Source organism: Pseudomonas sp. NPDC086251 (genome assembly GCF_044746405.1).
GTDB lineage: Bacteria > Pseudomonadota > Gammaproteobacteria > Pseudomonadales > Pseudomonadaceae > Aquipseudomonas.
Genome location: NZ_JBIVBY010000023.1, coordinates 100778 through 114535 on the forward strand (window position 1 = coordinate 100778; position 13758 = coordinate 114535).

Genomic DNA, 13758 nt, shown 5'->3' on the forward strand with positions numbered 1-13758 from the left:
TATGACGCTGTTCCCTATCCCGGGGCCCATCGCTGAAAAGGATCTGAGCATGTTCAAACTCGCAGGACTCACCCTCGCCGCCCTCACCCTGAGCGCCGCCGCCCATGCCGATGTCGACCTGAAGCTGGGCAGCACCGAACGCGTCACGCGCCTGTTCGCCTACCCCAACAACTGCGACGTGATCTGCTTTCGCAACTGGACGCTGGAACAGACGGTCGAGCATTACCTGACCCAAAGCGTGCAACGCGACGGCTACAGCGCGGCGAAGGTCCTGGTGAAAACCGATAACGATCATCTGTACGCCGAAATCACCGGCGTGCCCGAGGGCTATCAAAAACCACTGGCGGCGTTGCTCGATGCCGGTGATCTGGCCTACACCGGTGCCAGAAAGTTGAATGCCGATGGCAAGTGGGCCTACAGCTGGTACCTGTTCCTGCCATTGGGCATGGCGCTGGAAAACCGCAAAAGCGTTGAGCTGCTGCATTTTCCCCCGGACTATTCGTTGACCCAGGCGCAGGATTACCTGAGGTCTGCCACCACGGACCGTTGGGCCACGCTGCTGACCGACAACGGCATCCCGGCAGACCAGACGCCTGGCTACCAGACCATCATCGACATCGCACCGATTGCCGCACCCTCCAGCGCTGGCAAGGATCTGGAAGGCGTCTACGAATACTTCAAGGACTACCAGACCACCATGGTCAAGGACGTCAGCCAGAACGCCAGCGGCGCCGCGTTACCGATGGTCGCCTTTGGCGCACCGGTGCGTAACTGGATCAAACAGCAATACGGGGCGACCGTGAACGTACTGGGTCTGGCTACGATCAGTCCAAGTGAAGGGGTGAACGTGCCAGTATTGGGCTCCAATCACCCAAGCTACATCTGGTACGCCGCCGACCCGGAGACCTACACCGGTGAGGATGCCCAGGCCAAGGCCGATGCCGCTGGCTTGAAAGTCATGGGGCAGGATTTGAGCGCCGCGTGCTGGCAGGCCGGCATGGGCAGCAAACCGGGCACCAACCCCCAGGTTCAGCTAAAAAGCTGCACCCAGACCTGGCAAGTGACGCAGAAAGAAAAAACCTGCGAGTTGTTCTACACCTCGATCCGCAACCTGACGCCCGACCAGGCAGCGGCCAAGTGCGCAACGCCGCCAATCAAATCCCAGCTCAAACAACTCACGGCCCCCGCGCCTGTGACTGCGACCCTCGAACCGCACCTGTAAACGTGCGCGACCTTCCCGCGTAAGCCATGGCTGACGCGGGAACGCGCACTTTCCCCCTGTCAGTTATGACAGTAGACCGGCTGTTCCATTTGCGAGAGGCTTGAAGCGTACCCATGTGTTGCAGGGCCGACAGGAACGTCGGCTGACGGAAGTCGCAGCACCCAAACCGACAAGGATCGTTATGAAACCCCAACACCTGCATGGGACTTTGACGCAGCCACCCGATGGCATTTATCCCTTTGCCGAGCTTCCCGTTCGCCTTGGATTCCCCTCCAGGGACGACTTCGAAATCATCTGCAACACCACGGGCAAGGCAGTGGCCGTTGCGGCACTGCGTGAATTCCCGCGGATCAGCCGAATCTGTCGTGCGTCGGGGCATCTGCTGCCTTATCGCTGCCAGCATTCCCGGCAACTGGCGCCGGGCATCCATGTCTACGACCCGCGCTTCTGCGGGCTGCTGCGTCACGCCTGTGACCCAAACGTGTTTCTCGACATGAGCGAGCTGTGGTTGTGGGCGCTGAAGGACATCAAAAAAGGTGACCGGCTGACGATGGATTACGCTGCCACTGAAGACAAACTGCGACGGCAGTTCGCCTGCCAGTGCGGCGCCTATGACTGCCGTGGCTGGATCACCGGCTACGATGAACCGCCAAACGCCGACGGCCAGTTGTTTTTGCAACACTGGCGTCGGCGAAGTGTGTGCTGACAGGCGTTACAACGCCTCGACCGGACGCAGGCGGTACTGCGGCGGCAGTTGCTCAAAACCGCTGACGGTCGCGTTCAGGCTTTTCCAGCGACCGTCCTTGATGCCGTAGATGCAACCGTGAATCGACAGCTTCTGCCCGCGATGCCAGGCGTTTTGCACAATGCTGGTGTGCCCGACGTTGGCGACTTGCTGGATCACGTTGAGTTCGCAGAGGCGATCAACGCGCTCTTCTTCGGTGGGCAACGCGGCCAGTTCTTCGCGCTTTTCATAATAAAGATCGCGAATCGAGCGCAACCAGCCGTCGATCAGGCCCAACTGGCGGTCCTGCATCGAAGCGCGTACGCCGCCGCAGCCATAGTGGCCGGTGACGAGGATGTGTTTGACCTTGAGCACGTCGACCGCGTACTGAATCACAGACAGGCAGTTCAGGTCAGTGTGCAACACCACGTTAGCCACGTTGCGGTGCACAAACAGATCGCCCGGCAGCATGCCAACGATCTCGTTGGCCGGCACGCGGGCATCGGAACAGCCGATCCACAGGTATTCCGGTGTCTGTTGGCGGGCCAGCTTGGAGAAGAAGTCCGGATCTTCCTGCTTGATCGCTTCAGCCCAGCGTTCGTTGTTATCAATCAGATCTTGTAATTCGTTCATGCTGTGAAGCCTCGAGAATGATGCGCTGCTTTATGACAGACAACCGCCCGTCGGGGTCACGTGCGAGATGCCCTGATGCACTGAACGGCGGCCCGGTTTCCATGCCGGCTGAATTCTTGTGGGCCCTGTGGGTCCACCCTAGTAAGGCCCACAGTATGAGGAATTGCCATGACTGATTCACGACGTCCTTTCGATGCGGTGCAACCCGAGTCCATCGATGACAACGAAGACCGCATGGGTTCGGTACATGAGCTGGATTTCGACGAGGAACAACCCAGCGCCAAAATCGGCGACGAATTACCCGAATCCGAGCGTGAACGGCTGATGCCCAAGGGGCGAGTACGTGAAGCCGGCATGACCGGGGGCTCGACCGATGACCATGAGTCTACCGACGATGACATGAGCCCGGAAACCCTGATTCATGAAGACGGCGCGCGGGACGCCCATGAGACAGGTGAAGGTGGGCAGGCCGATTGGGACCTGAGCATTGTCGATGAAGACGATATCGGCGGCGGCAATGGGCTGGATGAAGAGGAGATGGCGCGGCGGGATCCGATGGACGGTAATCGTTGATTGTTGCCGTCAGTGAGGACGCCTTCGCGGGCAAGCCTCGCTCCTACGGGTTTTTCGCCGAACACAACATCTGTGGACGCCAAAACCCTGTAGGAGCGAGGCTCGCCCGCGAAGCTTTTAAAAGGTTCAATCCACCAACGTACAGGCCATCACCACCGCATCTTCCCGCCCACCCACCGCCGGGTAGTAATCCCGACGCCGGCCAATCTCGTTGAACCCGTAGCGCTCATACAACTTGAACGCGCCACGGTTGCTGTCGCGCACTTCCAGGAAACACTCTCGCGCCTTGGCGTCATACGCCCGGGACATCAAATGCTCAAGCAGCGTCAAACCCAGGCCACGGCCCTGGTTTTCCGGTTTGACGGTGATGTTCAGCAGGTGCGCCTCATCGAGAATGATCTGCACCACACCGTGGCCGACCTGCTGTTGCCCTTCGAACATCAGCCAGATCTGATACTTGCCCAGGCCATCGAGGAAAATCCCGCGGGTCCACGGGTGGCTGTAGGCCGCGTATTCGATTTTCAGTACAGCGTCCAGGTCCGCCTCAGTCATCGGGCGAAAAGATACAGCGTCACTCATTCGATTCTTTCCAACGCGCCATCAGCCGACGCATGGCTTGCCAGACATCAGCCTTACGCTGTGGCTCTTCCATTAATAATTCCAGGCCCGGCAGGGCCCAGACCGAGCCCAGGCCTTCGACCTGGAGTTCACGGTTGAAGGATTCGGCGTTCGCCTCACCGGCAAAACGCACCGCTGGCAGGCCAATCAGCCACAGGCACACGCACGGAGCGTCTTCCAGTCGGGCCGAGAGAAAACCTTGCACGAAGTCGCGAGCGGCTTCCGGGCCTTGATCCATGGTGCCGCGGACCAACAGCGGCCAACGCACCGGCTCGCCGACAATCTGCGGGCTGTCCGGCAGCCCGGCGGCGCGCAGCATGTCCTTGAGCAACATATAAGCGGGGTCGCGGGTCTGGAACGGTTCGCCTGTGGGTAACTCCACCAGCAGCAGGCAGCGCCCGGCCCGCAGCAATTGCAGGGCAAAGCGCGGTGGCGGCACAACGGTCGCCTTGGCCACCACCGGCGCAGCCTCTTCTTCGACCTTGGCGTTGGTGCGCGTGCTGGCCAACGATGGCCGCGGCACCTCGATCTTCACCCGTTCGGCCGGTTTGATCACCGGCTCAACGGGCGCTTCGGCCACTGGCGCCGGCGCCACCGGGGCGACGACCAACGGCTCGGGCAGCATGAGCAGCTCGGGACGCGAGGGCGCGGCGAAGGGCAATTCGGTGCGCGGCAGCCAGTTGACCACCTGCATGGCGGTCAAATAAGCGCGACGACGAGACTCGATAAGCAAAGGTCGGCCACTTGTGGATAACTAAAGTGCGCTGATTCTACCGCCCTTCGCTCAAGATCGCCCGCGCTGTTGATCGATAGACTTCACCGATAGTCTTGCCACCGATCAAAAATGCCGACAGCCCGTCCCGAGAGTGAATCGACACGCCTGCGATGCAGTACAATCGCGGCTTTTAATCGCCAACCAGCCGGCCATCCCGATGATCGAACCCAAGCGCGTCTTGCGCGCCCTCGCTGAACACTGGGCACTTCTGGAGCCACTGTGCGAGCACTTCGACCAAGGCACCTTGAGCCTCAACGAACTGCGTTCACAGTTGGCCGCCCAGCAACTCGACAGTACGCCGCAGGACATCACCAGCCTGCTGGACGTGTGGATCCGCCTCGACATTCTGGTCCCCGTGGCGAAAAGCCCGAACCGTTTCGAGCTCAATGCGCAGATTCACGACTTCCTCGCTTACCTGCGCCGTGAGCACCGGCTGGGCCTGTGCCTGGAAATCGAAGCCTATTTGCGCCACCTCGAACGCCTGGCCGGTTACATCCAGGACGCCTTCGACATTCGCGATGGCCACGACCTGGCGCGCCAATTGCGCCTGCTGGACATGCGCGTACGCGATGTTCTGAAGAAACTCGCCAACGACGAACAGGCCCTGGTGGCCGTCGCCGAGCGCGCCAAGACCAGCGACCGGCAGATCCCGCTGCGTCAGCGTTACGCTGAAGTGCTGGCGACCTGGGACGAATATGTCGAGCCAATGATCCAGTTGGTGAACGCCGACGGCGCCTTCGAACAAGGCGTGCGCAAGGTCGAGAACGTCCTGCTGAAGATGCTCACCGAACAGCAGCGCCTCGGCCATCTGGTCGACGACGACATGCTGCTGCGCACCCACGCGCGCATCCTCGAAATGCAAACCAGCGCCCAACTGACCTTGCGCCACGCTCGCGAACTGCTGCTGCCGCTGCGTGAAGAGGCGCGTCGCCATAACGCCGTGACCCGTGGCGCGGCGCTGGCGCTGTCGGCCATCCGCCGTAAAGGCATCGATGCCGTGCCGCAAGCGGCGATGCCGATGTTCACCCGCCCGCAAAGCACCTTTCTCGGCAGCGCCAGTCAGGTCGAAGCCTACGTGTACGCCCTCGCCCGGTTCGAACCGAAACCGGCGCGTTTCCCCAAGGCCCACAAGACACAGAAAGGCGAAGCGCCACGCGCGCCACGCACGGTTCGGGAAATGCTCGAACGCTGCGAAGACGCCCTGCCGATGCCGGACTTGATGACCTGGCTGCTGGAGCAGGAGCCGGACGGCGCTACCGACGAATTGCTTTATTGGTTCTCGCGCCTGTCGCGGGAAAAACGCTTCAAACGCGAGCGTCTCGAACGCCGCGATTACCACACTCACGAGCACCAGGTCAGCCTGCGCTCCTTCGCCCTGCTCTCGGCCGGCGACACCGCTGCCGAGGATTCTGCGAGCACCCCACATGCATCTTGATCTATCCGAACTGTCCCAACTGGCGCCGATCTTTCGCGAGCTGTTCAAGGGCTACCACGTCAGCCGCCGCGACCCTGAGTTGTACGCGCAACTGTCGAACTTCCAGGATCAATACCGCACGCTGTTCAGGGCCCTGGGCTTTGAACTGGTCTGCGACACCCGTGGTTTCTACTACTTTGTACCGGACCTCGCTGCGGCGGCGGTGAACAAGACTGCGCAACGTCTGGCGCTGTTCACCTTCATCCTCGTCGAGCACCTGGCCGACCAGGGCCGCGACCCGGTCGCCGTGCTCGACGGCGGTAGCCTCGGCCGCGATGAATTGCCGTCGCTGCTGGAAAAGTACCGCGACCTGTTCATCCAGGCCGAAGTGCAGACCGTCGAAGAGCTCGAAGAAAAAATCATGCGCCGCATGACTCAGCTCGGCTTCGCCGGCGAAGAAAACGGCATCTACCGTTTCCTGCCGCCGATGCACCGCTTCCTCGATGTCTGCCTGTCGGTCCAACAGGACCGTGACCTGGCGGCGAGCCTGCACAGCGTGCTGCCATTGCCGGTGCCGGTGTTGATCGATGACGACAGCGACGAAAAGCTGCTGGAAACCGATGACCCGCTCGATCTGAGCGACTTCGCTGAAGAAAGCGAAGAAGACGCCATGGCCCGCGCCATTGCCGAAGAACAGGAGACCGACGCATGAGCAAGGAACGCTACGGCATTCGCCGCTTCGCCCTTTTGAACACCGCCGGTTACAGCCTCGGCCTGTTCCCGCTGGAAGAACCCTTGTCGGTTTACGGCGCGAACAACCTCGGTAAATCTGCCTCGATCAACGCCTTGCAGTTCCCGATTCTGGCGCGCATGTCGGACATGAGTTTCGGCAAGTACAGCCTCGAGCAATCCCGGCGTTTCTACTTCGCCTCGGACACCAGTTACATTCTGGTCGAAGTCTCGCTGCCCCACGGCCCGCATGTGATCGGCGTGGTCGGTCGCGGCCCGGGCGGCGGTTTCGGTCACCAGTTCTTTGCCTACGCCGGCAAACTGGACCTGGCGCATTACCAGAAAAACGACACCTGCCTGCGTCAGAAAGAACTGTTCACCAACCTTGAGCGCGAAGGCCTGAAAGCCTACGAACTCAAGCCGGATGAACTGCGTCGTTTGCTGGTTGGCGGTCACACCTCGATTCCGCTGGACCTGACGCTGATCCCGCTGCGCTCCACCAGCGAGCAGAGCCTGAAAACCTTCCGCGCACTGTTCATCAACTTGCTGCACATGCGCGAAATCACTGCGGCCAAGCTCAAGCAGCTGTTCCTCGATGCCTTCGAACACAGCCTGCGTTCCGGCAGTGTCGATTACATCGCCGCGTGCGAAGAAGCGTTCCGCGATGTACGACGCATGGAGCAGGACTACAACTCGCTGGTCACCGCCGGCCCCTTGGTCGAAGCGCTCGCGGCAGGCGTGACCCAGCGCAATATCCTGCGCGGCAAATTGCACCGGATCTCGCCGCTGCTCGATTCCTTGCTCGGCACCTGGTCCGACTACGCCAGTGCGCGCAAGGAAGAGCTGACGATCCAGGCCGAGCATTACCGCAACGAGCAGGACGCGCTGCAAAACGATCAGCGCGGCGGCACTCAGGAGCTGATGCGCCTGGAGCGGGAAATTTCCGGCATCCAGCGCTGGCTCGGCGAACTGTCGGTGCTCAAGCATCGCTTCGCCCTGATCACTGACGTCAAAGTCCTTGAGCAGCAACTGCTCGCCGCCAAGGATGCGCACGACGAATTGGCCGGTGCGCTGGCCCAGTCGCGGCAGTTCAGCGCCGAAGACCTGGAAGAACGTCTGCGCGATCTGGAAAAACGTCTGAAGTCGGTGAAGCAGCAACTCGATCACGCCGACAACAACAGCTACGCGCGCTTGCGTGAAGAGTTCTCGCAGCAGGACGTCGAACGCCTGATGCGTTTGTTCAACAGCGCACTGTTCAGCCTGCCGCTGGGCGAGCACGGTATTGCGCTGGATGAAGACGGTCAGTGGGTCAAATCCATGGAGCTGATCCTCGACGGCTTCAAAGGCGAGCGTTTCGAAGTGCCGGGCTTGTCCATCGACCTGTCGCACATCGAGCCACCAGCGCTGCAAGCCCTGGCTGACCGCGCGGCCTTGCGCGATCAGAAAGAGCGTCTGGAGAAAGAACTCAAGCAACTGAAAACTCAAGCGGCCGTCGCCGCCGACCGCGCCGCGAGCAAAACCCAGACCGAAGCGCTGTACCAGCAAGTACTGGACGCACAGAAAGCCCTGGAAGACTTCCGTCGCGCGCAAACCCTGAGCGCCGAGGAAGGCGACAAGCTGGAACAGCTTGGACAACTGGAGGCGGCGCAGGACGAATTGAAGCGCTCCAGCGACGCCTTCACCGAGCGCGTTCAGCAACTGTCGGCCAAGCTGCAACTGGTCGGCCGCCAGATCGGCGACATGGAAGCCAAGCAACGCACCCTCGACGATGCCCTGCGCCGCCGTCAGCTGTTGCCGGCAGACTTGCCGTTCGGCACGCCGTTCATGGACCCGATCGACGATTCCATGGACAACCTGCTGCCACTGCTCAATGACTATCAGGACAGCTGGCAGGGTTTGCAACGCAGCGACGGTCAGATCGAAGCGCTGTACGCTCAGGTGCGCCTCAAGGGTGTGGCCAAGTTCGACAGCGAAGACGATATGGAGCGCCGCCTGCAACTGCTGATCAACGCCTACGCGCACCGCACCGACGAAGCCCTGACCCTCGGCAAGGCGCGTCGTGCGGCGGTCACCGACATCGCCCGGACCCTGCGCAACATTCGCAGCGACTACGACAGCCTTGAACACCAACTCGCGTTGTTCAACCGCGAGATCAACAAGCGTCAGGTCTCCAACCTGCAGAGCTTCCGCATCGTGCTCGCGCCGAACAAGGAAGCGCTCAAGCACATTGACCAGATCATCCACAGCGCCGGCCAGTACGAAGAAGGTGAAACCCTCTCCGTCTTCGACCTGAGCCAAAGCGCCGATCAGGACAACAAGAACGAAGAAGCCAAGGAATACCTGGCGCGGCTGGTGGCGGCGAACCACAACCAGCTCGGTCTCAAGGACTTGTTTGAACTGGCGTTCGAGATCACCAAGGTCAACGGCCAGCCGGTGATCCACACCGACATCGATGGCGCGGCGTCCAACGGCACCACCATGACCATCAAGGCGCTGACCAACATGTACTTGTTGTTGCACTTGATGGACCGCGACCAGGCCGGTCGCGTGCGCCTGCCGTACTACCTCGACGAAGCGGCGGACATCGATGAGAAGAACCAGGCCGCGCTGCTGGAAACCAGTCTGCAACTGGGCTTCGTGCCCATCCTGGCGAGTGTGAAGCCGCAGGTTTGCGCCAGTGTGGCGATTGACCTGGAAGGTGGCAGCGGACCGAACGGGATCTACATCGATGAGGCGGACTGGAAGTACATTCGTCGTCACGATGAAGTGAAAGCAACCGTTGTGGCGCAGGCGGATGAGCCGGAGCTGGATGCGGTTTGAGTTGAACCGTTAGAAACGAAAAAGGCCGCGATCCAATGGATCGCGGCCTTTTTTTGTGGGCAAGTCTTTCAGCGTTGTTCAGGGCCTCTTCGCGAGCAAGCCCGCTCCCACATTTTTGACCGTTTTGGTTCAGACAACTCGGTCAAAAGTGGGAGCGGGCTTGCTCGCGAAGGCGTCATCACAGTCGCAAAAAACTATTTGCCGATGGCGATCTTCGGCGCCCAGGTCAGCCATTCATCTTCGAACTTGTCGAACAACGGGAATGTCTGCTCAGCCCGCGCCGGGCTGCCCATACGGTCTCCATCCGGCGTGGCGAACGCAATACCACCCTGGATCAACGTCTCCAGCGACTCGGTCCGCATCGTCGCGCCTTTGAACAAACCATAGTCGAAACCAAAACCACTGGTGTTCCAGAACCGGGTGCCGCTGCGTACCAATGCCGCGTACTTCGGCTCGATCAGAATGTGCACCAACACACGATCCGCTGTCTGTCCCAGTTCGTAGCCTGTCACCTTGCCCACGGTGACTTCGCGATACGTCACCGGTACGCCGGTTTTCAACGAACCACGACGAGCGGCACTCAGCACCAGGCTCAAACCGGCTTCAGACTTCGCGGTCTCTGGCGGATTGGCCAGGGCCACGAAGTTCTTCTGTGGTCCGAGGTTTTTCGCCGCCGGTTGCACTTCGATGTATTGCCCGGTGACCAACGTTTCGAGGTTCGAGGTTTTGATCAGGCCCAGTTCAGGCTTGACGATCCAGAACTGACTGCCCACCCGCGCAATACGCTCTGGCACTTCGGTGATGCGTGCAGTCAACAGTACCGATTGCAGATCGTCACTCAGATCGACATCTTCAATCTTGCCGACATCCAGGCCTTTGAATCGAATCGGCGTACCGCTGCGCAGACCATCGGCGCGATCAACCTTGATCGTCACCACCGCGCCTTTTTGCGTCGCGTCATCGTGACTGGCGAACAGACGGAAACGCGGAATGCGCTTCTGCAACGGCGCCTTGGCTTCCGGGGTTTCGAAGGCAATACCGCCGGCCATCAGGCTTTGCAGCGATTCACTTTTGACCTGGATTCCGCCGGTCAGCCCACCTGTCAGCGTGATACCGCTGGCATTCCAGAACCGTGTCGAGGCGTTGACCAGGCCTTCGTATTCTTTCTCGATGTGAACACCGATCACTAGCTGCTTCTTGGTCCGGGAGAATTGATAGCTCTGGACCGAACCGACCTTGACCTGCTTGTAGAGAATCGGGCTGCCGACTTCCAGCGAACCAAGGTTCTCGGTGAACAACACCAGGTGCAATCCAGGCGAACGCAGATCCAGCGGCGGCGCCTTGGGCCGGGCCACGAACTCGCGTTGCGGCGCCGCGCCTTTGTCACCAGGGCGAACGGCGATGTAGTTACCTTTAACCAAGGCTTCCAGACCGGTGATCCCCGCGAGGGAAATCGACGGTTTGACGACCCAGAACTGCGTCCCTTCGACCAGGTAATCCTCGGCCAGCGGATCAAGGGTCAGCTCTGCAGTGGCAGCGGATAAATCCGGATCGATCTTCAGTGCTTTGAGATTACCGACCTGGATGCCTTTGTACATCACCGGTGTGCGGCCAGCCTGCAAACCTTCGAAGTCGCTGAGTTTGACCTTGACCCGAATACCGGCGGCGGCCGCATCGAAATCTTCGTAGAGACGAAACGGCAGGCTCGGATCGGTGGGCGGACTGTCCTTGCGGTTTTCCGGTGTGGCGAACGCAATACCGCCTGCGACGATGCTCGCAAGGGATTCGCTGCGCACTTTTACACCCGACAGGTTGGCGTCGATGCTGATGCCGCTGGCGTTCCAGAAACGCGTGTGTTTGCGCACCAGTTTGGCGTAAGTGGGCTCGATGAAGACTTTGAGTTCAACCGTGCTTTGGTCTTCGGACAGCAAATAGCTTTTGATCTGGCCGACCTTGATCTGCTTGTAGAACACCGGACTGCCACGGTTCAGCGAGCCGAGGCGGTCAGCCTTGATGGTCAAGTGCAGACCGGGCTGGGCGTCCGACAGTGGCGGTTCTTCGGCCAGGGCCTTGAACTTGCGCGTCGGCTCGCCTTCACCGGGGCTGATCGCCACGTAATTACCCGAGACCAGCGTCTCCAGGCCAGTGATACCGGCCAGGGTCACGCTCGGCTTGACCAGCCAGAAGCGTGTACTGGTCCGCAGATAAGGCTCCACGTCCTTGTTCATCTCGACGGTAGCGATCACCCCTTTGGAGGCGCCTTCGTCGTCGAGCTTGAGGGTTTTCACCTTACCGACCGACATGCCTTTGTAGACGACTTCGGTCTTGTTGGCCTGAATGCCTTCACCGCTTTCAAAGCGCACCTGAATCTCGATACCGGTCTCGTTGTAGGCACGCCAGCCGAGCCATCCGCCGATAATCAAGGCAATCAGGGGCAATACCCAGATGGCAGACCAGTTCGAGGCCGGTCGGGTTTTCGCTGTAGGCAAATCAGTCATGGTCGTCGTCCGACTCCGTGTTATCCCAAATCAGTCGGGGATCGAAAGTTACTGCGGCAAGCATCGTCAAAATCACCACGCTGGCGAATGCGATGGCGCCAAGATTGGCTTCGACGCTGGCAAGCCGTCCAAAATTCACGACCGCCACCAGGATGGCGATCACAAAGATATCGAGCATCGACCAGCGGCCGATGAACTCAATAAAGCGGTACATCCAGATGCGTTGGCGAGCCGAGAGTGGCTGGCGGCGCTGCACGGAAAACAGCAGCAACCCGATGCCCACCAGTTTGAACGTGGGCACCAGGATACTGGCGATGAAAACCACCGCGGCAATCGGAATCATGCCGTGCTGAACCAACTGGATCACACCGGACATGATGGTGCTCGGATCGCCCTGCCCCAGTGAGCTGACAGTCATGATCGGCAGCACGTTGGCCGGGATGTAGAGGACAGCTGCAGTCACCAGCAGCGCCCAGGTACGCGTCACACTGTTTGGGCGACGGGCGTGAACCAGTGCACCACAACGGGTACAGACCTGCTCATCGGTGTCAGCTTCCTGCTTGTTCAATTCATGGCATTCGGCGCAAATCAGAATGCCCGCATCAATCGCCCGCATGGGCATCCTCTCCTGATAAAGCCTGCCAGATCTGATGAGGCGACATCACGACCTCCAACCAGACCTGGACCAACAACAAACCGATAAAGCATGCCAGTCCCAGACCTACGGTAATGGCCGCCATATCTGCCAGTTTTACAATCGCCACCAGCACGCCCATAAGGTAGACCTCGAGCATCCCCCAATCCCGAAGGTGGTGGTAAATGCGGTAGAGCAACAAGCCGTAGCTGCGCCCGACGTCGAAGCGAATGCTCAATAGCACGACCAATTGGCAAAGCAGCTTGAGCAGCGGGATTCCCATACTGCAGAGAAACACCACGACGGCGACGCCCTGCATACCGGTATCGAACAGCCCGACAACCCCGCTCCAGACCGTATCGTGCGACGACTGCCCGAGTAGATGGAGCTGCATGATGGGTAAAAAGTTCGCCGGGATGTACAACAACAGAGCGGCGATGACCAAGGCGAGACTGCGCTGCACGACGTTGTGTCGATGGGCGTAGAGCTCGTAGCCGCAGCGCGGGCACAGCGCTTTCTCGCCATGGGCGAGTTCGGGTTTGCGCATCAGCAAATCGCACTCATGACACGCCACCAAGTCGTCCAGCGGTAATTCTGACAGCCCTGGGGCGTCAACCGGATCTGGCATAAAGGCTCTGGCTCCGAAAAAGTTGGACCTATTCTAGTGTCACGGATCGAAAATAACTGTGCAAATTTGTGCTGGGGTTCGATCACGCTTTTCCTGCGGGCAAAACAAAACCCCTACCTGCATTCGCAGATAGGGGTTTCGGAATTTAATCTTGACGATGACCTACTCTCACATGGGGAAACCCCACACTACCATCGGCGATGCATCGTTTCACTGCTGAGTTCGGGATGGGATCAGGTGGTTCCAATGCTCTATGGTCGTCAAGAAATTCGGGTACCGAGTCGTGGCCAGCGGGCCGCGCTTCAGCAAATTGGGTAGGTGATAGGTTTCGGTGTTTTGTGAGATCGAACTTTCGGTTCGTTTCGTCTTCACACACCGCAATCTGGCCTTTCGACTCAAATTGCTTGGGTGTTATATGGTCAAGCCTCACGGGCAATTAGTATTGGTTAGCTCAACGCCTCACAGCGCTTACACACCCAACCTATCAACG

Annotated in this window: 12 protein-coding genes and 2 rRNA genes; 6 read left to right on the forward strand and 8 right to left on the reverse strand. The window is 59.8% G+C overall.

Annotated features, from left to right (window positions below; all coding sequences use genetic code 11):
• The first annotated feature begins 49 nt into the window (after positions 1-49).
• Both ACIPL2_RS24600 and ACIPL2_RS24605 read left to right on the forward strand, forming a co-directional pair.
• Positions 50-1222 carry a hypothetical protein gene (locus ACIPL2_RS24600; protein WP_401360645.1) on the forward strand — a complete coding sequence of 391 codons (1173 nt, stop codon included), beginning with the start codon at positions 50-52 and terminating at the stop codon, positions 1220-1222.
• A 181-nt stretch (positions 1223-1403) separates the two neighbouring features.
• Positions 1404-1928, forward strand: a complete 525-nt coding sequence (locus tag ACIPL2_RS24605) for an SET domain-containing protein-lysine N-methyltransferase (RefSeq protein WP_401360647.1) — start codon at positions 1404-1406, stop codon at positions 1926-1928.
• A gap of 6 nt (positions 1929-1934) precedes the next feature.
• On the opposite strand, the gene can is transcribed toward ACIPL2_RS24605, so the two are convergent.
• Positions 1935-2579: a carbonate dehydratase gene (can, locus tag ACIPL2_RS24610; protein ID WP_401360649.1), complete on the reverse strand. Its 645-nt coding sequence runs from the start codon at positions 2577-2579 to the stop codon at positions 1935-1937.
• Positions 2580-2747: 168 nt separating this feature from the next.
• Between can and ACIPL2_RS24615 the strand changes: the two genes are divergently transcribed.
• Positions 2748-3152, forward strand: a complete 405-nt coding sequence (locus tag ACIPL2_RS24615; RefSeq protein WP_401360651.1) for a serine kinase/phosphatase — start codon at positions 2748-2750, stop codon at positions 3150-3152.
• 126 nt (positions 3153-3278) lie between these two features.
• Here the strand turns inward: ACIPL2_RS24615 and rimI are convergent, their stop codons facing one another.
• Together rimI and ACIPL2_RS24625 are read right to left on the reverse strand one after the other, a co-directional pair.
• Positions 3279-3731 (reverse strand): ribosomal protein S18-alanine N-acetyltransferase, encoded by a 453-nt coding sequence (gene rimI / locus ACIPL2_RS24620; protein WP_008145534.1) that lies wholly within the window; start codon positions 3729-3731, stop codon positions 3279-3281.
• Positions 3724-4464, reverse strand: a complete 741-nt coding sequence (locus ACIPL2_RS24625; protein ID WP_401360683.1) for an energy transducer TonB — start codon at positions 4462-4464, stop codon at positions 3724-3726. Before ACIPL2_RS24625 ends, rimI begins: the two co-directional genes overlap by 8 nt.
• Before the next feature lie 238 nt (positions 4465-4702).
• Between ACIPL2_RS24625 and mksB the strand changes: the two genes are divergently transcribed.
• The 3 genes from mksB to mksF are packed head-to-tail and all read left to right on the forward strand — an operon-like array spanning position 4703 to position 9508.
• Positions 4703-5980, forward strand: coding sequence for an Mks condensin complex protein MksB (gene mksB / locus ACIPL2_RS24630; RefSeq protein WP_401360654.1), 1278 nt, complete (start codon positions 4703-4705; stop codon positions 5978-5980).
• Complete coding sequence (gene mksE / locus ACIPL2_RS24635) at positions 5970-6671, forward strand: Mks condensin complex protein MksE (RefSeq protein WP_401360656.1); 702 nt, start codon at positions 5970-5972, stop codon at positions 6669-6671. The genes mksB and mksE overlap by 11 nt, the downstream gene beginning before the upstream one ends.
• Positions 6668-9508 carry an Mks condensin complex protein MksF gene (gene mksF, locus ACIPL2_RS24640; protein WP_401360658.1) on the forward strand — a complete coding sequence of 947 codons (2841 nt, stop codon included), beginning with the start codon at positions 6668-6670 and terminating at the stop codon, positions 9506-9508. Before mksE ends, mksF begins: the two co-directional genes overlap by 4 nt.
• Before the next feature lie 194 nt (positions 9509-9702).
• On the opposite strand, the gene ACIPL2_RS24645 is transcribed toward mksF, so the two are convergent.
• The 5 genes from ACIPL2_RS24645 to ACIPL2_RS24665 form a co-directional block, all read right to left on the reverse strand.
• Positions 9703-12006: an intermembrane transport protein PqiB gene (locus ACIPL2_RS24645; RefSeq protein ID WP_401360660.1), complete on the reverse strand. Its 2304-nt coding sequence runs from the start codon at positions 12004-12006 to the stop codon at positions 9703-9705.
• Positions 11999-12622: a paraquat-inducible protein A gene (locus ACIPL2_RS24650; RefSeq protein ID WP_401360662.1), complete on the reverse strand. Its 624-nt coding sequence runs from the start codon at positions 12620-12622 to the stop codon at positions 11999-12001. The genes ACIPL2_RS24645 and ACIPL2_RS24650 overlap by 8 nt, the downstream gene beginning before the upstream one ends.
• Positions 12609-13268 carry a paraquat-inducible protein A gene (locus tag ACIPL2_RS24655; RefSeq protein ID WP_401360664.1) on the reverse strand — a complete coding sequence of 220 codons (660 nt, stop codon included), beginning with the start codon at positions 13266-13268 and terminating at the stop codon, positions 12609-12611. Before ACIPL2_RS24655 ends, ACIPL2_RS24650 begins: the two co-directional genes overlap by 14 nt.
• Before the next feature lie 149 nt (positions 13269-13417).
• A 5S ribosomal RNA gene (gene rrf / locus ACIPL2_RS24660) occupies positions 13418-13533 on the reverse strand.
• A gap of 150 nt (positions 13534-13683) precedes the next feature.
• A 23S ribosomal RNA gene (locus tag ACIPL2_RS24665) occupies positions 13684-13758 on the reverse strand; the annotation flags it as partial.

What these genes read in the sequence shown, in the direction of transcription:
- ACIPL2_RS24645 (WP_401360660.1), bottom strand. Translation starts at nt 12,006, where the DNA reads ATGACTGATTTGCCTACAGCGAAAACCCGACCGGCCTCGAACTGGTCT.
- can (WP_401360649.1), bottom strand. Translation starts at nt 2,579, where the DNA reads ATGAACGAATTACAAGATCTGATTGATAACAACGAACGCTGGGCTGAA.
- mksE (WP_401360656.1), top strand. Translation starts at nt 5,970, where the DNA reads ATGCATCTTGATCTATCCGAACTGTCCCAACTGGCGCCGATCTTTCGC.
- ACIPL2_RS24615 (WP_401360651.1), top strand. Translation starts at nt 2,748, where the DNA reads ATGACTGATTCACGACGTCCTTTCGATGCGGTGCAACCCGAGTCCATC.
- ACIPL2_RS24655 (WP_401360664.1), bottom strand. Translation starts at nt 13,268, where the DNA reads ATGCCAGATCCGGTTGACGCCCCAGGGCTGTCAGAATTACCGCTGGAC.
- ACIPL2_RS24625 (WP_401360683.1), bottom strand. Translation starts at nt 4,464, where the DNA reads ATGCAGGTGGTCAACTGGCTGCCGCGCACCGAATTGCCCTTCGCCGCG.
- ACIPL2_RS24600 (WP_401360645.1), top strand. Translation starts at nt 50, where the DNA reads ATGTTCAAACTCGCAGGACTCACCCTCGCCGCCCTCACCCTGAGCGCC.
- ACIPL2_RS24650 (WP_401360662.1), bottom strand. Translation starts at nt 12,622, where the DNA reads ATGCGGGCGATTGATGCGGGCATTCTGATTTGCGCCGAATGCCATGAA.
- mksF (WP_401360658.1), top strand. Translation starts at nt 6,668, where the DNA reads ATGAGCAAGGAACGCTACGGCATTCGCCGCTTCGCCCTTTTGAACACC.
- mksB (WP_401360654.1), top strand. Translation starts at nt 4,703, where the DNA reads ATGATCGAACCCAAGCGCGTCTTGCGCGCCCTCGCTGAACACTGGGCA.
- rimI (WP_008145534.1), bottom strand. Translation starts at nt 3,731, where the DNA reads ATGAGTGACGCTGTATCTTTTCGCCCGATGACTGAGGCGGACCTGGAC.
- ACIPL2_RS24605 (WP_401360647.1), top strand. Translation starts at nt 1,404, where the DNA reads ATGAAACCCCAACACCTGCATGGGACTTTGACGCAGCCACCCGATGGC.